The following is an 18462-nucleotide window of genomic DNA, read 5'->3' on the forward strand; positions in this document are numbered from 1 at the left end:
GGCGGCTGGCCGCATTGCGGCGGGAGCACCCCGAGCTCACCGAGCCGCGGTTCGGTCACGCGACGGTCGACGAGACCGGCCGCCGGCTGACCCTGGAGCGTGGACCGCTCGCGATCGGTCTGAACCTCGGGGACGCCGACTGGCAGGTCCCTGCGGCCGAGGTGCTCTTCAGCACGACGTCGTCCGTGGAGGTCGGCCCGTTGGTCGGCCCGTTGGTCGGCCCGGTGGTCGGCCCGGTGGTCGGCGCCGGCCTGGTCGACGTACCTCCGGGAGCTGCGGTCCTGGTCCGCCGCGCTCGCCCCGAAGAACGTCGGTAGGTCGCCGTCGGCGGGGCGGATGTCGCGAATTCCCTCCCTGCGGACCAGGTCGTCAGGTTAGCCTTGGCAGAGAAGCCGGCCGTTGTCAGGTTATCTTTGACGCACGAGTGGGTAGGCGTCTCGGCTCAGAGACGCCGGGGAGGCAGCAATGGGTGAGTCGACGACCGCGTTCGAAGTCCTGGGTGACCACGACTTCGTCACCGCGCCCTCGCGGCGCTCGGCGACGCCCGAGGGGGCCCCTGACATTCCCGGCCTGCTCGCGCTGCTCCCCGCGCTCGAGGACGAGATCGCAGCGGGTGAGCGGCGGCTCCGGGAGTGCGTTCGGATGTTGCGGGCGCGACGGGCGACCTGGCGCGAGATCGGGGATGCGTTGCAGGTCTCCCGACAGGCCGCGTGGGAGCGGTTCGGTGCGCCGTGACGACCGCCCCGCGAAATGCCCTTGATCAGATCGGTGGCCGAGGAGGCTGTGGTGGACGCCAAGCTTGAGAACAAGATCTGTTCGTTCTGCGGCCGGGCGGGCAGTCGGAAGAACCGGCTTGCCGGCGGCTTGGGCGCGATGATCTGTTTCGAGTGCCTGGAGTGGTACTACGAGGACAGTCGGTCGTCCGCGCGGGTCGCGAAGCGGACGCGGCCGGTGTGGGAGGAGATGACCGACACCGAGCTGCTCGCGAAGCTCCCGCTGATCGTGCAGTCGGCCGAGCAGAACCTGGCATTCGTGAACGACTGGGTCGGGTTGATCCGGGCGCGCAACATCTCGTGGGCTCAGATCGGGAGAGCCCTCGGGGTGTCGCGGCAGGCGGCGTGGGAGCGGTTCGCCGCACACCACCGCGGCGATGCGGCGGCCGGCTCCGGCAGCTGACGGAGCTGGCCGCCCATCGGTCGTAGAGCCGTTCGGAGGCCGTCGGGCAGCAGGGTGGTCCGAGGGTTCGGGGTCACCTCTGCAGAGGTCCGGACCACCCGGTAGCGGGTGGCGAGACCCTGTGCGATCGCGACGAGGATGCCGGTGGCCAGGTGTCGACCCGGGCACACGTGCTCGCCGGCGCCGAAGGGGAGGTACCGACCGGAGTCGTGCGCAGGATCGAGCCACCGATCAGGACGGAACCTCGTCGGGTCGGGAAAGGCTGCCGGGTCGCGGTGCTGGACGTACGGGCTGATCAGGAAGTGGTGGCCGGCGGCGAAGGAGTAGCCGTCGACCTCGACCCGGTCGGTCGACGTACGGACCAGCAGCCAGGTCGGCGGGAACAGCCGCAGCACCTCCAGCACCACTCGCTGGGCCACTGCCGGACCGTTCCGCGTCGCCGTGCCGCGGCCGAGCCGCGCGGCGCTCGTCCGGTCGGCGATCTCCTCCTGGAGCCGAGGATGGTCGGCGAGGACCATCAACAGCCACGATGCTGCGGCCGCCGGCACCCGTTGGGACGCGAGGAGGGATCCGATGATCATGTCGGCCACCCGCGGCACGACGAGCTCACCAAGCACGACGGCAGGTGGAAGATCTCCCGGCTGGTCTTCGAGATCATGTGGGGGGGAGCGGCGCGCCGACACGGCTGGCTACCTCGAGTCGGTCGGGGGTCGGGGTCCGAAGGTGCCCGGCTGGCCGGCCTGACGGCTCGCCGGTGGAGGTGACCTGAGTTCATCTCACCTCGCTAGCATGACGCCATCCACATGGACCTGGCTCGAAGCCTGGGCTCGAGGACCGGACAGACGAGGTGGACACATGACGCAGACGTTGCCCGGGACCGAGGGGCCGCGCTCCAAGCGGGCGCTGATCCTCACCGCGGCGATCGACAGCTTCGGCCAGGACGGCTACGAGCACACGAAGTGGGCCCGGATCGCCGACCAGGTCGGCATCGGGCAGACGGCCCTCTACCACTACTTCGAGTCGAAGGCGCACTGCCTGCTGACGATCATGAGCCAGGAGCTGAACCGCTCGCTCGAGAAGTTCCGCGAGGCGATCGAGTCGGCCGCAGGGCCGCGTGAGGCGCTCGAAGCGGCGATCGCCGCGGCGTACGACGTGAGCCCGCGCGAGGCGCTGTCCATGCGCATCCTCCAGAGCCACATGGACCTCCTCGCGACCCCGCGACCCACGGAGAAGGAAGAGGCTGAGCGCCAGCGCTCCCGCGAGCTCGTGCGGACGATCGAGAGCGAGTGGACCGCGCTGATCGAGCGCGGCATGCGGGCGAAGGTCTTCCCGAAGCGTGACTCACGCGCGATGGCGAGCGTCGTGCTCGCCATGATCGTCAGCGTGTGGCGGTGGTACCGGCCGGGCGGCCGGATGACGCTGGACGAGGTGCGCGAGCTGATGACGGGCGCGTGCCTGAGGGTCGTCGGCCCGTAGCTCGGCTCAGTCCTCGAGGATCGTGATGGCGCCCTCGGGGCACGAGCCCGCTGCGTTGCGGGCGTCCGCCACCTGGTCGGGGGGTACGTCGATGGTCTGTCCGCGTGCCGTCACGAAGCCCTCGTCGTCGTCCTCCAGCAGGTCCTCGGCGAGGTCGTAGCAGCGTCCGTGTCCCCGGCACAGGGACGCGCCGCTTGTCGACTGGTCCGTCGTCATTGTTCTCGCCTGCCTTACAAAACTGAGTTCGATTCAGTTACGACACAGAATGTAACCCCGATCACGTTCGGGGGCAAGAGGTTCTGCCTGCTCAGTCCGGAGCGCCGAGGGTGACGTCGAGCGCGTGGCCGGCGAGGCCGAACGCCTGCTCGACCCGCCGGAGGCTCGGCGGCCGGGGGGCCGCCCGGCCGGCTTCCCACGAGCGGACGCTCTCGGGACTGCACCCGGCTCGGACCGCGAGCTCGCGCTGGGTCAGGCCGGTCCACGCACGCAGGCAGCGCAGGACCTCGGGGAAGTCGCCGGGCTGCCACTGGCGTGCATCGAGCAGGCGGGGTGGGCGGACGCCCGCAGCGCTCGCGACCTCGGCCAGCGGGACGCCGTACGCGCGGGCCAGCCTGCGCGCGGCCGCGAGCGGCGGCGTGCCGAGGCCGCGCTCCCACTCGCTGAGTGCGTGGCGGCGTACGTCGGCCGCGGCTGCTGCCTGCTGGATGCTCAGCCGGCTGCGCCGGCGGATGCGTCCCAGCGCGGTGGTGGGCGCCGGTCGCGGCGCTCGGGTCGCGGGGGCCGCGCGGAGCCTCGCGACCAGGTCCGGGGTCGACAGCCGGAGCAGCCGGGCCAGCGGTTCGAGGTGGGGGTGGGGGATCCGCGCCCGGCCGGCCTCCCAGTTGTAGACGGTGGAGGCCCGGACCCCGAGCTCGGCCGCGATCGTCACGGCAGGGATCCCGGCCTGTTGCCGGAGCCGGCGCAGACCGTGCCCGCGCACGCTCTCCGGCGGAGCGACCCGGCTGCGGGCGGCGTCGAAGAACTCGATCACCCGGGTCGGGTCCAGCTCGAGCGCCGTCGCCAGCGGGTAGAGGTGGGCGGGACCGGGCAGGCGCTCGCGCCGCTCCCACCGCAGGACCGACATCGGGTGCACGCCGAGCTGGCGGGCGAGGTCCTCCGGGCGCAGCTGCCGCTGCGTCCGTTCCCGGCGGAGGAGCGTGTCCACCCGGCGGGTCAGCTCGCCCGCGCGTCGGCCGCGCGCAGTCCGGCAGCAGCGCGGGCGAGGTCCTCGACCCGGCCGTAGTCGCGCGCCGCCAGTGCGTCGGCGGGGGTGAGCCACGAGCCGCCGACGCACCCGACGTTCGGCAGCGCGAGGTACGACGCAGCCGTGGCGGGGGTGATCCCACCGGTCGGGCAGAACCGGGCGTCGGGGACCGGGGACGCGACCGCGCGGAGGTAGGGGGCTCCGCCGGCGGCCTCGGCGGGGAAGAACTTCATCTCGGTGAAGCCCGCCTCGAGCACGGCCAGCGCCTCCGAGACGGTCGCGGTGCCCGGGAGGAACGGCAGGCCGGTCGCTGCCATCGCGCCGAGGAGCGCCGGGGTCGCGCCGGGGGAGACGAGGAACCGGGCACCGGCAGCCGCGGCCTGCGCGGCCTGCCCCGGTCGCACGATCGTGCCGGCGCCGACGAGGATCTCCGGCACCTCGTCCGCGATCACCCGGATCGCGTCGAGCGCGACAGCAGTGCGAAGAGTCAGCTCGATCGCAGGCAGGCCACCGGCGACGAGGGCGCGCGCCACCGGCACCGCGTCCTCGAGGCGGTCGAGGACCACCACCGGCAGGACGGGGACGACGTCGAGCACGGAGCCGGTCAGGGTCTCAACGGACATGGCCGGCCTCCACGATCGGCTGGGACGGCGCGGGCGCCGCGTCGTACGACGGGAACACGCTCGCGCCCCGGTCGGCCGGGCCGACCGTCGCCCGGAACGCCGCGAAGAGCTCGCGGCCGGTGCCGACCGGATCAGCAGCCGACGGCGCCGCCTCGACCGGCTCCCGGGCGTGGAGCGCGTCGGGGTCCGCGACCGTGAGCACCCCGCGCTCGGCGTCGACGGTGACCACGTCGCCGTCGCGGACCCGTGCCAACGGCCCACCGAGGGAGGCCTCCGGTGTCACGTGGATCGCGGCCGGGACCTTGCCCGAAGCGCCGGACATCCGCCCGTCGGTCACCAGCGCGACCTGCTGCCCGCGGTCCTGCAGCACGCCGAGCGCCGGGGTCAGCTTGTGCAGCTCCGGCATGCCGTTCGCGGCCGGCCCCTGGTGGCGGATCACGGCCACCAGGTCGCGGTCGTCGAGGCGACCCTCCTGGAAGGCGGCGAGGAAGTCGGCCTGGTCGTCGAAGACCACCGCCGGCGCAGTGACGACCCGGTGCTCGGGCCGGACCGCGGACACCTTGATCACGCCGGTCCCCAGCGGGCCGTGCAGGACCTTGAGCCCTCCGTCGGCTGCGAACGGCGCGCTCGCGGGTCGGAGCACCGCCGGGTCGAGCGACTCGACCGGACCGTGCTCCCACACCAGCTCGCCGTCGCGCAGCCGCGGCTCGGTCGTGTAGCGGTTCAGGCCAGCGCCCGCGATCGTCCGCACGTCCTCGTGCAGCAGCCCGGCCTCGAGCAGGGTCCGCACCAGGAACCCGATCCCGCCCGCGGCGTGGAAGTGGTTCACGTCGGCGGCTCCGTTGGGATACATCCGCGCGACCAGCGGGACGACCCGGGAGAGGTCCGCCAGGTCGTCCCACGTGAGGGCGATCCCGGCCGCCCGGGCGATGGCGACCACGTGCATCGTGTGGTTGGTGGAGCCACCGCTCGCGAGCAGGGCGACGCAGGCGTTGGTGATCGCCTTCTCGTCGACGACCTCGCCGATCGGGGTGGGGTCACCGTCGCGCCGGCTGATCGTGACCGCGCGCCGGGCCGCCGCCCGGGTCAGCTCCTCCCGCAGCGCCGTGCCGGGGTTGACGAACGACGAGCCCGGCAGGTGCAGGCCGAGCACCTCCATCAACAGCTGGTTGGAGTTGGCCGTGCCGTAGAAGGTGCAGGTGCCCCGCGAGTGGTACGACGCGGCCTCCGCGTCGAGCAGCTCCTCGCGTCCGACCTTCCCCTCGGCGTGCAGCTGGCGCACCTTGGCCTTCTCGCCGTTCGGAAGCCCCGAGGCCATCGGACCGGCCGGGACGAACACCGTCGGCAGGTGCCCGAAGGACAGCGCGCCGATGAGCAGGCCAGGGACGATCTTGTCGCAGACGCCGAGCATCAGCGCGCCGTCGAACATGTCGTGGCTCAGCGCGATCGCGGTCGACATCGCGATCACGTCGCGGCTGAAGAGCGAGAGCTGCATGCCGTCGCGGCCCTGGGTGATCCCGTCGCACATCGCCGGCACGCCGCCGGCGACCTGCGCGATCCCGCCCGCGCGGATGACGGCGTCCTTGAGGAGGGGCGGGTAGTCGCCGTACGGCTGGTGCGCCGAGAGCATGTCGTTGTAGCTGGTGACGATCGCGAGGTTCGGCTTGCCGCCCCGGCGCAGCCCCTCCTTCTCCGCGCCCTCGGCGGCGGCGAACCCGTGGGCCAGGTTGGCGCAGCCCAGCCGTCCCCGGGCCGGGCCGTCGGCAGCGGCGGCCCGGATCCTCGCCAGGTAGTCCGCACGGCTGGCCGCGCTGCGCTCGGCGATCCGGGCGGTGACCTCGGCGATCACGGGGTGCACGCTCAGGCGTGGGGTGTTCATTCGTCGTCCTCCTGCCAGGCCCGGCCGTCGCGCTCGATCAGCGTGGTGGCGGCGGAGGGACCGCTGGTGCCGGCGGGGTAGCGCTTCGGCCGGTGGGGCGTCGCGGCCCAGTGCCGCAGGATCGGCTCCACCCAGGCCCACGCCGCCTCGACCTCGTCGCGTCGCATGAACAGGGTCGGGTTGCCGCGCATCACGTCCATGAGCAGCCGCTCGTAGGCGTCGCCGGGCCGCTGCTCGAACGCGGTCGCGTAGCTGAGGTCGAGCGACACCGGCCGCAGCCGGATCCCTCCCGGCCCCGGCTCCTTCGCGGTCAGGTGCAGGTGCATGCCCTCGTCCGGCTGGACCCGGATGTGGAGCCGGTTCGCCCCGGACCCGCCCTCGCTGTGCGGGAACATCGCGTGCGGCGGCTCCTTGAAGACCACCACGATCTCGGAGACCTTGCGGTCCATCCGCTTGCCGGTGCGCAGGTAGAACGGGACGCCCGCCCACCGCCAGTTCTGGACCTCGGCCTTGATCGCCACGAACGTCTCGGTCGTGCTGTGCGGGCGACCCACGTCCTCGGCGTACGACGGCACGACCTGCCCGTCGACCACGCCCTCGCCGTACCGGCCCCGGACGGTGTCGCGATCGACGTCCTCCGGCGTCATCGGCTTCAGGGCCTGGAGGACCTTGAGCTTCTCGTCGCGGACGGTCTCCTTGCCGACGTACGTCGGTGGCTCGAGCGCGACCAGGCACAGCAGCTGGAGCAGGTGGTTCTGCACCATGTCGCGCAGCGCGCCCGAGTGGTCGTAGTACTCGCCCCGGTCGCCGACCCCGAGGGTCTCGGCCACCGTGATCTGGACGTGGTCGACCCAGCGCGAGTTCCACAGCGGCTCGAGGAACGTGTTGGCGAAGCGCGTCACCAGGAGGTTCTGGACGCTCTCCTTGCCGAGGTAGTGGTCGATCCGGAAGATCTGCTGCTCGTTGAACACCGCGCCCACCGCGGCGTTGATCGCCTTCGCCTCGGCGAGGTCGTGGCCGATCGGCTTCTCGAGCACCACCCGGGACGTCTCCTCGACGACCCCGATCTCGCCCAGGCTGCGACAGATCGGCCCGAACAACCGGGGGGAGACGGCGAGGTAGAAGACCCGCACCGCGTCGGGGGCGCGACGCTCCTTGAGCACCTCGTGGAGCCGGTGCCAGTCGTCGGCGCGGGCCGCGTCGAGGGTCACGTGCTGGAGCCGGCCGAGCAGGCGGCGTACGACGTCGGCGTCGGCCGCCGCGACGTGCTCGGTCAGCGCGCCCGCCACCAGGGCGCGGTAGGCGTCGTCGTCGAGGTCGGACCGCGAGACGCCGATGATCCGGGTCGCTTCCGGCAGCTGGTGCTCCAGCTCGCGGTGGTAGAGCGCCGGCAGCAGCTTGCGGAGCGCGAGGTCCCCCGTGCCGCCGAAGACGGTGATGTCGCACGCCGGCAGGTCGGCCAGGTGCTCGGCAGCAGGCACAGTCATGGGCTCCACCGTAGGACGCAAGTATGCTTCCGGCAATACATACTTAAGTCTTTCTCAGACAAAAGTAAGATGGAGACGTGTCCGACACCGCGGGAGATCTGCTCGACCTGATCCGGACCGGTCGCGCCCAGACCCGCTCCGAGCTGCGGCAGCTCACCGGGTTGTCCCGGACGGCGGTCGTCAGTCGGGTCAGCGCCCTGGCCGACGCCGGGCTCCTGCTCCTCGGCGCCGAGCTCGACTCGACCGGCGGGCGCCGCCCCGGGAGCCTGGTCTTCAACAAGGACGCGGGCGTCGTGCTGGCCGCCGCCGTCGGCCGGTCCCGCTCCCAGCTCGCGGTCTTCGACCTGGTCGGAGTCGAGCTGGAGACGGCGTCGTTCGACCACGAGCTCGGGGCCGGGCCCGACGCCGTGATGCCCGAGATCACCGCCCAGCTGCGGGCGCTCGTCGACTCCGTCGGCCGGCCGGTGTTCGGCATCGGCGTCAGCCTGCCGGGGGCGGTCGACCCGGCGCGCGGGGTCAGCGTGGACTCCCCGGTGCTCGCCGCCTGGGCAGGCGTCGACCTGGCGCCCTACCTCGCCGACCTCGGCGACGCGCCGATCTACGTCGGCAACGACGCCGACGTGCTCGCGCGGTCCGAACGGCTGGGCCATGCCGACGACTACCAGGACCTGATCGTGGTCAAGGCGTCGACCGGGCTCGGACTCGGCATCATCGCCGAGGGCCGGGTGGTCGCCGGTCACCTGGGCGCCGCCGGCGAGATCGGGCACACCAAGGTCGACAGCGCCGCCGGCCTGCCGTGCCGCTGCGGCGACACCGGCTGCCTCGAGACGGTCGCCGGCGGCTGGTCCCTGGTCAACCGGATGAGCGAGGCCGGCCGGCCGATCTCCCACGTGCGCGAGCTGACCGCGATGGCGGTCGCCGGAGACCCCGAGGCCAAGCAGCTGCTGCGCGAGAGCGGCCGCCGGCTCGGCGAGCCGCTCGCGGTCGCGATCAACCTCCTCAACCCCCAGGCCGTCGTGATCGGCGGCGACATGGCCGCCGCCTTCGACGTCTACTCGGCCGGGGTGCGCGAGAGCGTCTACGCCCGGGCATCGGCCATCGCCACCCGCGAGCTGCGGATCCTCCCCTCGACCTTCGGCGACCGCGCCGGCGTCGTCGGCTGCGCGGCGATGGCGCTGGACCAGGTCCTCAGCGCCACCGCCGTGCAGGCCCGGCTCCAGGCCTGAGCGCCGGAGCCGGGGTCGATCACCGCAGCAGGAACAGGGCCGAGACCTCCGATCCGTCCACGGTCGCGACGGTGACCTGGTAGCAGCTGCCCCTGCGTCGCGGGGTCCGCCAGCTGTACTGGAACTCCCCGTCCGCGTAGGTCAGCTCCGTCCCGCCGGTGGTCGTCGTCTCGACCGCGTCCGTCGGAGCCCCGGTGTCGCAGGCGACCTCGCGGGTCGAGAGCCCGTCGACGGCGGACAGCGCGGTCAGCTCCGTGTCGCCGGCGAACACCTCGAACTTCAGCGGCACCGTCGACCCGGCCCGGACCGTGTTGACCACACCGTCCATGTCGACCGGCCGGTAGAAGCCGGCGATCCGCCACGGGGTCACCGTGTAGGTGACCTGCTCGGTTGTCCGGTTGCCCGCGACGTCGGTAGCCGACGCGGTCAGGGTGTGGGTGCCCACCCGGGTCTGGTAGCCGACGACGGTGCAGTCGCCCGGACCCGAGTCGGCGTCGGCCGCCGTGCAGGTCGGAGCTGCCGGGACCGAGCCGAAGGTGTAGCTCGCCCCGTCGGTGATGGCGCCCTGCCAGGAGAGCGCCGGGGCGGTGTCGTCGACCTGCACCGGCAGCGCCCAGACCTCGCTCCACTGCAGGTTGGTCCCCTGCGCGCGGTACTCGACGTCGTAGCTCCCGGCCGGCAGACCGACCGGTCCGTCGTACGACGTCCAGCCGCCCTCGGGCAGGCGGTACTCCAGGCGCGCGATCGTGGCGTCGCCGGTCAGCGTCAGGGCGGCGCCGGCGCCGTACCAGCCGTCGGACCCGGCGTGGGAGACGGACGCCTCCGGCGTCGCGCCCTCGTAGACCAGGGGATCGACCGAGCTCAGGGTCGGGACGACCTTCCTGATGGTCCCGTCGGCGTCGAAGTGCAGCCGGTCGATGGTCGTCTCCCGGTGGGTGCCGTCGCCGCCGGCCGCATCGAAGGTGGGCAGCGCGAACCGGTGGTAGGCGATGTACCAGTCGTCGGTGCCGGGCACCTGGACGATCGAGCTGTGACCGGTCGCCAGGATGCCCTGGGAGGCGTCCTTCTCGAGGATCAGGCCACGGTAGGTCCACGGTCCGTCGATGCTGTCGGAAGTCGCGTAGCCGACCCGGTAGTCGGGCGAGCCGGTGTCGTCGATGGAGTACGTCAGGTAGTAGACGCCCTCGCGGTAGTTGACGAACGCGCCCTCGCGGAAGCCGGTCAGTCCGCCGATCCGCCGGATCGTCGACTGCTTGATCGACACCATGTCGTCGGCGAGCTCGGCGTAGACGGGTGAACCGTTGCCCCAGAACAGGTAGTACCTGCCGGTGCGCGGGTCCTGCACCGCGGCGGGGTCGATCGCCTGCCCCGAGGTCACCGCCTCGTTGTTGAGGATCATCGCGGTGGGCTGCGCCACGAACGGGCCCTCCGGGCTGTCGGCGACGGCGACCCCGATCGTCTTGCGGTTGTAGGTCGGGTTGTGCCCGGAGAAGTAGAAGTAGTACTTCCCGTCCCGCTCGATGATCGTCGGCGCCCACGCGTTGCCGGTCGCCCAGGGCACGTCGCCGTTGGCGCCGTCGAGCGTGAGGATCGGCTCCGCCGACCGTTCCCAGTCGACGAGGTCGGTCGACGTCCAGACGTAGAACTCCTTGCCGCCCCAGCCGGCGTAGCCGTCGGTCGTGGCGTAGATGTAGTAGGTGTCGCCGAAGCGGACGATGTTCGGGTCGGCGTACAGACCCGGCAGCACCGGCGACCGCAGCTCGACCGCCCGCACGGTCCAGGCCCGGGTCGTGCCGCCCGCCGCGGTGACGGTGACGGTCCGCGGCGAGCTGTAGTCGGCCGGACCGTCGGCGTCGACGGCGGAGCCCGAGACGACGGTGTACGTCGGGTCCAGCGCCGTCAGGTCGGTGCCGGGCTCGACCGGGAGGGTCACCGTCGAGGTGGCTGCGTCGACCAGCGCCGGCGCGGCCAGGGCGTCCAGCTGCACGCCGGTGATCGCGGTCGGGTCCGCGGCGAGGTCGCTGACCTCGGCGGCCGTCAGTGCCCGGTTGTAGATGCGGAAGTCGCGCACCTTGCCCTTGAGGTAGCGGTCGCCGTTGTAGACCGAGCGCCCGATGTAGTTGGCGGTGGTGCGCCCGTCGCCGATGTCGCCCGGCGCGATCGTGACGTCGGTCCTCTGGCCGACCTTGACGCCGTCGAGGTAGAGCGTGGCCGTGCCGCCGGGGGTGAGCGTGTACGTCAGCGCCCTCCAGGCACCCCGGGCCAACGCGGACCCCGACGCCACCGTCTGCTCGGTCGTCCAGTTCCCGGTCGCGATCGAGGTCCGGTAGTTGTTGCCGGTGGTGAACAGGTAGCCGTTGCCGGTCCCGCCGCCGTCGGTGTTGCCCAGGCCCCAGATGAAGTACGGCGTCGGCTGGCTCGGGTCGAGCCAGACCTCCGTCGACACCGTGATCGCGTCGAGGCCGGCCATCATGTCGTCGGGCAGCCGCACGTGCCCGTTGGTGCCGCCGAGGTCGAGCCCGCCGGCGGCCCAGCTGGCGTCGCCGCTGACGGTGGCGTCGTAGCCGTGGCCGGTGGCGTCGGTCGCGATCGACCCGCTCGTCTCGTCGAGCGGGTAGTGCGCGACCAGCCCGTTCTCGTCACCGACCACGGGGGTCGGCGGCTCCGGGACCACGATGCCCTCGCGCAGCTTCGCCAGCTCCGCGGCGGTGACGGGGATGACGGTGCCGTGCCGCGGGCTCGCGGGCAGGTTGTAGTCGTCGGCCACCTGCCAGTCCGGGGCCTCGAGGTCGTCGGTACCGAGCGGGATGTAGCCGCGGCCGCCGTACTCGTCGACGAAGAGGTAGTACGGCGAACCCGACGTGTCGCCCGGGTTGGCCTTGAACACCGTCGGCCCCTCGACCGCCGAGGTCCCGGCGTCGCGGCCGATGCACGCGTCCATGAACGCCCAGGACGGGTCGCCCGGGAGGTCGACGGCGGTGAGCGAGTCGGCCTTCTCCTGGATGATGTCGGAGCAGCCGGTGCCGCCGCCGCCCTCGTCCTTGGTGAACCGGTAGTAGGAGCCGTTCTCCTTGATCACGGTCGAGTCGATCCGCGAGTCGCCACGGTCCTGCCAGATCCTGGCCTCGCTGAAGGTCACGAAGTCGCGGGTGGTGGCGTAGAGCATCCGGTTGTAGGTGTTGCCGGTGTGGTCGGTGTCGCTCTCGGCGTAGAGCTTCGACGCCCAGAAGACGACGTACTGCTGCAGGGCGTCGTCCCAGTAGGCCTCCGGCGCCCAGGTGTTGCCGGCGGTCGGCGGTGACACCAGGACGTGCCGCTGGGCGGACCAGGTGACCAGGTCGGTCGACTCCCAGACCTCGAGGTAGCGGCTGCCGGTGCGCTGCGCGCGGTCCCAGTTGCCGTTGCGGCCGATGGAGAGGTCGGTGGCGATCAGGTAGAACCGGTCGCCCTCCGGGGAGCGGATGAGGAACGGGTCACGCAGCCCCATCTCGCCCAGCGTGGACTCGAGCAGCGGCCGGCCCTCGTTCAGCTCGTCCCACTCCAGGGCGTCGTTGCCGCGGCTCGCGGCGAAGTAGATCTTCTCGCCCGCGATGGAGTTGCCCGTGAAGTAGCTGAAGGCGTAGCCCTCGTACGCCGCCGGGGCGGGCGCCTCGCGCACGGTGAGCTCGATCGGGCGAGTGGCCGACGCGGCGCCGACGGTGACCGTGGCGGTCACCGTGACGGTGGCGTCCCCGGCGCCGGGCTCGGGCCGGGTGACGATGCCGTCGGGGGAGACGACGTCGGGAGCGGAGGACGCCCAGCTCACCGTCGAGCCGTGCAGGCCCGAGGTCGGCATGGTCAGGTGGCCGCGGACGTCGTCGGCGTGCACCAGCTCGAGCGCTGCCGCCGCGGCGTCCGCCTTGTCCTGGTCGCCCTCCTCGGGCAGGACGGTGGCCGCAAAGCTCCTCGTCTCGGTGCCGGAGCCCCGGGTCAGCGTGGCCGTGAGCGTGACGTCCGCCGGGCCCTCGAGGGCGCCCGGCCGGGTGACGACGCCGGTGCTGCTGATGACGGCCGGGTCGCTGGACGCCCAGGTGATCGCCGAGCCGTACGCCCCGCTCGCCGGGAGGACGAGGTCGCCGGTGACGGCCGAGAGGTCGCCCAGGTCGAGTGCGTCCGCGTCGGCGGCGAGCCGGTTGGCGTCGGTGAGCGAGATCTCCGCGACCTCGCTCGACGTGAGCGCCCGGTCGTAGATGCGGAAGTTCCTGATCTTGCCCTTGAGGCTGTTGTCGCTGGCGTAGTTGCTCTCGCCGAGCAGGTTGTTGGTGGTCATCCCGCCGCCGATGTCGCGGGGCAGCACGCTCACGGCGGTGTTCTCGCCGACCAGGACCCCGTCCTCGAACAAGCGGCCGGTGGTGCCGTCCTGGGTGTAGGTGACCGTCTTCCAGACGCCGCGCGCGAGGTTGCCGCCGGAGGTGCGCGCGGTGACCTTCTCCCCGGACCAGTTCGTCGGCGTCGCCGCGGCGCGGAACGCGTTGCCGCTGACCATGAGGTAGCCGGTCCCGGAGGCCGACGACGCGGTGTTGCCCAGGCCCCAGATGAAGTAGGGGTTGGCCTGGGTGTTCTCGATGAGGACGTCGACCGAGACGGTCACCGCGGAGAGCCCGGCGAGGAGGTTGTTCGGCAGCTTCACGTGGTCGTCGACGCCGTCGAGGGCCAGCCCGGTGGCGCCGGTCCAGCTGCCGCCACCGACGAGCGTGCCGTTGCGCCCGTGCCCGGAGCTGTCCGTCACCACGGTCCCCGAGGCCTGGTCCAGCTCGTAGTGCAGCAGCAGGCCGTCGGTCACCTCCGCTGCCGTGCCCGGCGCGGTCGGCACCAGCGTGGTGCCGAGAAGAGCGAGGGCCGTCGCCAGCAACAGGCGCAGCAGGGGCAGTGGTGTGGCTGAGGACATCAGACTCTCCCTCGAATGTGAGCGCTAACACTCGTACTGTGACCGGCGCCACACGCTTCGTCAATCCCTAGAGAGATTTGGGCCATGGCGCGAGACGCCGAACGGCACACCGATGTGAGCGCGCCCCATTTCCGCGCCCCGGCCCTACCATGGCGCCATGCCGCAGCAACCTCCGCTGCGTGCCGGGGCGGCGCGCAACCCCAGCATGGCCGACGTCGCGCAACGCGCCGGCGTCTCCCACCAGACCGTCTCGCGGGTCCTGAACGAGTCGCCCCTGGTCAAGGACGACACCCGCGAGCGGGTGGTGGCCGCGATCCGGGAGCTGGGCTACCGCCGCAACAACGCGGCCCGGATGCTCGCCACCAACCGGTCCGGGCGGATCGGGATGGTGTCGGCCCACCTCGCCCTGCACGGGCCGAGCATGATCGCCACCGCGGTCCAGGGGGCCGGGCACGAGGCGGGCTACCAGGTGTCCGCGATCGGGCTGCTCGAGATCTCCGAGGAGTCCCTCCGGGACGCGGTCGACCGACTCCTCGACCAGGCGGTCGAGGCGATCGTCGTCGCGGTCGCGCACCGTGACGCGATCCACGTCGTGCGGGGCCTGTCGCTCCCGATCCCGGTCGTGCTGGTGCAGGGCGTGACCGCGGGCGAGCCGATGGCGGCCGGCATCGACCAGCACGCCGGCGCCCTCCTCGCCACCGAGCACCTGCTGGACCTCGGCCACCGCAGCGTCGCCCACGTCAGCGGTCCCCTGGACTGGATCGAGGCCACCCAGCGCCGGCTCGGCTGGCGGCACGCGCACGACCACCGCGACCTGCTGCCGGGTCCCGAGATCGAGGGCGACTGGTCGGCGGCGAGCGGCTACGAGGCCGGGACCCGGATCGGGCACAGCGACGACGTCACGGCCGTGTTCGTCGCCAACGACACCATGGCGCTCGGGGTGCTCAAGGCGCTGCACGAGTGCGGGCGACGGGTGCCCGAGGACGTCAGCGTCGTCGGGTTCGACAACATCCCGGAGGCGGCGTACTTCTGGCCGGCGATCACCACCGTCGACCAGCAGTTCTCCGACCTCGGCCGGCTCGCGGTCGACCTGACGGTGCGGGCGCTCGAGGGCGACGAGGCGCCTGCCGCCACGCTGCTCCGCCCGGAGCTCGTCGTCCGGGCCTCGAGTGCACCCCCTCCCGAGTAGCGGGATGTTAACGTTCACACCATGGGATCGGCCGCTTCGCAGTCCGTGGTCATCGGCAGTGCTCCGGGTCCCGAGCTCCACCTGCTGAGGTACGGCGCGACCATCCACCGCCTCGTCGTCACCGGAGGCGACGGCGTGCGCCGCGACGTCAGCGTCGGCCTGCCGGGTGTGCCCGAGCTGCGGGCGTCGTCGGACTACCTCGGTGGGACGATCGGCCGCTACGCCAACCGGATCGCCGGTGGCCGGTTCGAGCTCGACGGCGACCAGGTGGAGCTGGCGACCCACGACCGGGGCAACCACCTGCACGGCGGCCCCGACGGCTTCGACCGCCGGACCTGGGACGTCGTGTCCCACGACGCCCGTGAGGTGCGGCTGCGGCTGGTGAGCCCCGACGGCGACCAGGGTTTTCCGGGCGAGTGCACGGCCGAGGCGACCTTCACGGTCGGCAGCGACGCCGTCTCGCTCGAGCTCACGGCGGTGACCACCCGGCCGACCGTGGTGAACCTGACCAGTCACGTCTACCTCAACCTCGAGGGCGGCGGTTCGGTCGACGACCACCTCCTCGAGGTGCCCGCGTCGGCCTACACGCCGGTCGATGCGACGGGCATCCCGGGCGCCGGCCACGCTCCCGTGGACGGGACGCCGTTCGACCTCCGGGTCCCGGCCCGGGTCGGCGGCATCGTCCGCGACAGACACGACCAGGTCGCGCAGGCGAGCGGGATCGACCACAACCTGGTCGTCGACGGCGAGGGCTGGCGAGCGGTGGCCGTGCTGTCGTCGGCGCGGACCCGGACCCGCATGGAGCTGTGGTCCGACCAGCCGTGCCTGCAGGTCTACACCGGCAACTTCCTCGACGGCTCGACGCTGTCACGCGAGGGCCGGCTGCTGCGCCAGGGCGACGGCATCGCGCTGGAGCCGCAGCTGGCGCCGGACTCACCCAACCATCCGGAGTGGCCGTCGGCGGTCCTGCGACCCGGCGAGCGGTACCGCTCACGGATGGCCTGGGTCTTCACGCCGATGACATCGGTCGAGCGATAGCCGCGCGACAGCCGAGAAACGACAGGGAGCGCAGATGGAGCAGCGAATGATCAGCCGGTGGGGCCGGGAGGTGTCGGCGGTCGGGCTCGGCACGTGGCAGCTCGGGGCGGACTGGGGCGACGTGTCGGAGGCCGAGGCCACGGCGGTGCTGGAGGCCAGCGTCGAGTCGGGCGTGACGTTCTTCGACACGGCCGACGTCTACGGCGACGGGCGGAGCGAGCAGCTCATCGGCGAGTTCCTCCGCAGTCACGACGGCATCACCGTGGCCACCAAGATGGGCCGTCGCGCCGAGCAGGTCCCGGAGAGCTACACCTTGGCGAGGTTCCGCGAGTGGACGGACCGCTCGCGCCGCAACCTCGGCGTCGACACCCTCGACCTGGTCCAGCTGCACTGTCCGCCGACGGCCACGATCGACGACGACGCGACGTACGACGCGCTCGACACGCTGGTCGCCGACGGTGTGATCGCGGCCTACGGGGTGAGTGTCGAGACCGCCGCCCAGGCGCTCAGCGCCATCGCCCGACCGGGCGTCGCCACCGTCCAGATCATCCTCAACGCCTTCCGGCTCAAGCCGCTGGACGCGGTGCTCCCAGCCGCAGCCGATGCCGGGGTCGGCATCATTGCGCGGGTCCCGCTCGCGTCCGGCCTCCTCAGCGGCCGGTACGACGAGCACACCACCTTCGCCGCCGACGACCACCGCGCCTACAACCGCGACGGCAGTGCGTTCGACGTCGGCGAGACGTTCTCCGGGGTGGACTACGCGGCCGGGGTGGCTGCGGCCCGGGAGTTCTCCCGACTGGTCGCCGACCACGGCCCACCGGGCGCCACGCCCGCCCAGGTCGCGCTCGCCTGGGTCGTGCAGCAGGCCGGGGTCAGCACGGTCATCCCGGGAGCGCGCAACCCCGGTCAGGCCCGGGCGAACGCGGCCGCGGGCGCGCTGCCGACGCTGGCGCCGGAGCTGGTCGACGGAGTACGCCGGATCTACGACGCCTCGTTCCGAGCCGCGATCCACGACCGCTGGTAGCCCTCGGGGCGGCGTGCGCCGCCCGTGGGGTGAGCGTTCACATTTCTTTGGGATTCTTTGCCCAGGGGCCTTGACGATCGGGAATGTTAACGCTCACACTAACTCATCGTGACACCCGTCACAGGGCGATGAAGCCCGAGGATGTGGAGGAAACCAGTGGTGAAGAAGACCGTGACCGCCGCCAGCATGCTCCTCGTGAGCGTGGCCGCCCTGGCCGGCTGCAGCGACTCCGACGCGAGCGGAGACGACGACAAGATCGTGATGGGGTTCGCCCAGGTCGGTGCCGAGAGCGGCTGGCGCACGGCGAACACCGAGTCCATCAAGGAATCCGCGGAGGAGGCCGGCTTCGAGCTCAAGTTCTCGGACGCGCAGGGCAAGCAGGAGAACCAGATCAAGGCGATCCGGTCCTTCATCCAGCAGAAGGTCGACGTGATCGCCTTCAGCCCGGTCGTCGAGACCGGCTGGGACGCCGTCCTGCAGGAGGCCAAGCGCGCCAACATCCCGGTGATCCTCACCGACCGCGCGGTCGACAGCGAGGACACGTCGCTCTACGAGACCTTCCTCGGCTCCGACTTCGTGCTCGAGGGCGAGAAGGCCGGCGAGTGGCTGGTCGAGAACGCCGCTGACTCCGACGTCGACGGTGACGGCGACATCAACGTGGTGCAGCTCGAGGGCACCACCGGCGCCGCTCCCGCGATCGACCGGGCCGAGGGCTTCGCCAGCGCGATCGCCGCCGACCCCGCGATCGAGGTCACCGCGTCCCAGACCGGCGACTTCACCCGTGACGGTGGCAAGCAGGTCATGGAGTCGTTCCTCAACTCCGAGGACGGGATCGACGTGGTGTTCGCGCACAACGACGACATGGGTCTCGGCGCGATCGAGGCGATCGAGGCCGCCGGCCTCGAGCCCGGCGTGGACGTCAAGATCATCACCGTCGACGCCGTCCACGACGGGATGGAGGCGCTCGCCGAGGGCAAGATCAACTTCATCGTCGAGTGCAACCCGCTGCTCGGGCCGCAGCTGATGGAGCTGGCCGAGCAGGTCCTCGACGACGAGGAGGTCCCCGAGCGGGTCGTCACCGAGGAGACCACCTTCACCCAGGAGCAGGCCATCGAGGTGCTTCCCGACCGGAAGTACTGAGCCGGCCGCCGACGCGCCCCCAGCGCGTCCTGCC

At 72.0% G+C, this 18462-nt stretch carries 16 protein-coding genes; 9 read left to right on the forward strand and 7 right to left on the reverse strand.

What is annotated here, in order from left to right; genetic code table 11:
- The 3 genes from H0488_RS06830 to H0488_RS06840 all read left to right on the forward strand — a co-directional run.
- On the forward strand, window positions 1-317 hold a 317-nt coding region (locus H0488_RS06830; protein WP_183098537.1), incomplete at its 5' end, for a DUF3459 domain-containing protein.
- A 148-nt stretch (window positions 318-465) separates the two neighbouring features.
- On the forward strand, window positions 466-735 hold the full coding sequence (locus H0488_RS06835) for a hypothetical protein (RefSeq protein ID WP_183098538.1): 270 nt from the start codon (window positions 466-468) through the stop codon (window positions 733-735).
- A 51-nt stretch (window positions 736-786) separates the two neighbouring features.
- On the forward strand, window positions 787-1176 hold the full coding sequence (locus tag H0488_RS06840; RefSeq protein WP_183098539.1) for a ClpX C4-type zinc finger protein: 390 nt from the start codon (window positions 787-789) through the stop codon (window positions 1174-1176).
- On the opposite strand, the gene H0488_RS06845 is transcribed toward H0488_RS06840, so the two are convergent.
- Window positions 1080-1793 carry a cytochrome P450 gene (locus H0488_RS06845; protein ID WP_183098540.1) on the reverse strand — a complete coding sequence of 238 codons (714 nt, stop codon included), beginning with the start codon at window positions 1791-1793 and terminating at the stop codon, window positions 1080-1082. The genes H0488_RS06840 and H0488_RS06845 overlap by 97 nt on opposite strands.
- Window positions 1794-2031: 238 nt before the next feature.
- Here H0488_RS06845 and H0488_RS06850 point away from each other — a divergent pair, with 238 nt between their 5' ends.
- Entirely contained in the window at window positions 2032-2652 is a 621-nt protein-coding gene (locus H0488_RS06850) for a TetR/AcrR family transcriptional regulator (RefSeq protein WP_183098541.1), read from the forward strand.
- A 6-nt stretch (window positions 2653-2658) separates the two neighbouring features.
- Here H0488_RS06850 and H0488_RS06855 read toward each other — a convergent pair whose 3' ends face one another.
- The 5 genes from H0488_RS06855 to zwf all read right to left on the reverse strand — a co-directional run bounded on the left by H0488_RS06855 (window position 2659) and on the right by zwf (window position 7884).
- Window positions 2659-2868: a ferredoxin gene (locus H0488_RS06855; protein WP_183098542.1), complete on the reverse strand. Its 210-nt coding sequence runs from the start codon at window positions 2866-2868 to the stop codon at window positions 2659-2661.
- 91 nt (window positions 2869-2959) lie between these two features.
- Window positions 2960-3856 carry a helix-turn-helix domain-containing protein gene (locus H0488_RS06860; protein WP_183098543.1) on the reverse strand — a complete coding sequence of 299 codons (897 nt, stop codon included), beginning with the start codon at window positions 3854-3856 and terminating at the stop codon, window positions 2960-2962.
- Window positions 3857-3864: 8 nt separating this feature from the next.
- The gene (gene eda / locus H0488_RS06865) at window positions 3865-4518 is read right to left on the reverse strand and encodes a bifunctional 4-hydroxy-2-oxoglutarate aldolase/2-dehydro-3-deoxy-phosphogluconate aldolase (RefSeq protein ID WP_183098544.1); all 654 of its coding nucleotides are present in this window, start codon (window positions 4516-4518) and stop codon (window positions 3865-3867) included.
- Window positions 4508-6397 carry a phosphogluconate dehydratase gene (edd, locus tag H0488_RS06870; protein WP_183098545.1) on the reverse strand — a complete coding sequence of 630 codons (1890 nt, stop codon included), beginning with the start codon at window positions 6395-6397 and terminating at the stop codon, window positions 4508-4510. Before edd ends, eda begins: the two co-directional genes overlap by 11 nt.
- The gene (gene zwf / locus H0488_RS06875; RefSeq protein WP_183098546.1) at window positions 6394-7884 is read right to left on the reverse strand and encodes a glucose-6-phosphate dehydrogenase; all 1491 of its coding nucleotides are present in this window, start codon (window positions 7882-7884) and stop codon (window positions 6394-6396) included. Before zwf ends, edd begins: the two co-directional genes overlap by 4 nt.
- Before the next feature lie 77 nt (window positions 7885-7961).
- Between zwf and H0488_RS06880 the strand changes: the two genes are divergently transcribed.
- Window positions 7962-9110: an ROK family protein gene (locus H0488_RS06880; protein ID WP_183098547.1), complete on the forward strand. Its 1149-nt coding sequence runs from the start codon at window positions 7962-7964 to the stop codon at window positions 9108-9110.
- Between the two features lie 19 nt (window positions 9111-9129).
- Here H0488_RS06880 and H0488_RS06885 read toward each other — a convergent pair whose 3' ends face one another.
- Window positions 9130-14037: a family 43 glycosylhydrolase gene (locus tag H0488_RS06885; RefSeq protein WP_183098548.1), complete on the reverse strand. Its 4908-nt coding sequence runs from the start codon at window positions 14035-14037 to the stop codon at window positions 9130-9132.
- A gap of 157 nt (window positions 14038-14194) precedes the next feature.
- Here H0488_RS06885 and H0488_RS06890 point away from each other — a divergent pair, with 157 nt between their 5' ends.
- The 4 genes from H0488_RS06890 (at window position 14195) to H0488_RS06905 (ending at window position 18428) form a co-directional block, all read left to right on the forward strand.
- Complete coding sequence (locus tag H0488_RS06890; RefSeq protein ID WP_220794283.1) at window positions 14195-15226, forward strand: LacI family DNA-binding transcriptional regulator; 1032 nt, start codon at window positions 14195-14197, stop codon at window positions 15224-15226.
- A 21-nt stretch (window positions 15227-15247) separates the two neighbouring features.
- Window positions 15248-16264: an aldose epimerase family protein gene (locus H0488_RS06895; RefSeq protein WP_183098549.1), complete on the forward strand. Its 1017-nt coding sequence runs from the start codon at window positions 15248-15250 to the stop codon at window positions 16262-16264.
- A 34-nt stretch (window positions 16265-16298) separates the two neighbouring features.
- A complete protein-coding gene (locus H0488_RS06900; RefSeq protein ID WP_183098550.1) occupies window positions 16299-17288 on the forward strand; it encodes an aldo/keto reductase in 990 nt (329 codons plus the stop codon).
- A 159-nt stretch (window positions 17289-17447) separates the two neighbouring features.
- The gene (locus H0488_RS06905) at window positions 17448-18428 is read left to right on the forward strand and encodes an ABC transporter substrate-binding protein (protein WP_312856235.1); all 981 of its coding nucleotides are present in this window, start codon (window positions 17448-17450) and stop codon (window positions 18426-18428) included.
- Window positions 18429-18462 lie beyond the last annotated feature (34 nt).

Source organism: Nocardioides pelophilus (genome assembly GCF_014180685.1).
Taxonomy (GTDB): domain Bacteria; phylum Actinomycetota; class Actinomycetes; order Propionibacteriales; family Nocardioidaceae; genus Nocardioides; species Nocardioides pelophilus.

What these genes read in the sequence shown, in the direction of transcription:
- H0488_RS06835 (WP_183098538.1), top strand. Translation starts at nt 466, where the DNA reads ATGGGTGAGTCGACGACCGCGTTCGAAGTCCTGGGTGACCACGACTTC.
- H0488_RS06850 (WP_183098541.1), top strand. Translation starts at nt 2,032, where the DNA reads ATGACGCAGACGTTGCCCGGGACCGAGGGGCCGCGCTCCAAGCGGGCG.
- H0488_RS06855 (WP_183098542.1), bottom strand. Translation starts at nt 2,868, where the DNA reads ATGACGACGGACCAGTCGACAAGCGGCGCGTCCCTGTGCCGGGGACAC.
- eda (WP_183098544.1), bottom strand. Translation starts at nt 4,518, where the DNA reads ATGTCCGTTGAGACCCTGACCGGCTCCGTGCTCGACGTCGTCCCCGTC.
- edd (WP_183098545.1), bottom strand. Translation starts at nt 6,397, where the DNA reads ATGAACACCCCACGCCTGAGCGTGCACCCCGTGATCGCCGAGGTCACC.
- zwf (WP_183098546.1), bottom strand. Translation starts at nt 7,884, where the DNA reads ATGACTGTGCCTGCTGCCGAGCACCTGGCCGACCTGCCGGCGTGCGAC.
- H0488_RS06885 (WP_183098548.1), bottom strand. Translation starts at nt 14,037, where the DNA reads ATGTCCTCAGCCACACCACTGCCCCTGCTGCGCCTGTTGCTGGCGACG.
- H0488_RS06890 (WP_220794283.1), top strand. Translation starts at nt 14,195, where the DNA reads ATGCCGCAGCAACCTCCGCTGCGTGCCGGGGCGGCGCGCAACCCCAGC.
- H0488_RS06895 (WP_183098549.1), top strand. Translation starts at nt 15,248, where the DNA reads ATGGGATCGGCCGCTTCGCAGTCCGTGGTCATCGGCAGTGCTCCGGGT.
- H0488_RS06900 (WP_183098550.1), top strand. Translation starts at nt 16,299, where the DNA reads ATGGAGCAGCGAATGATCAGCCGGTGGGGCCGGGAGGTGTCGGCGGTC.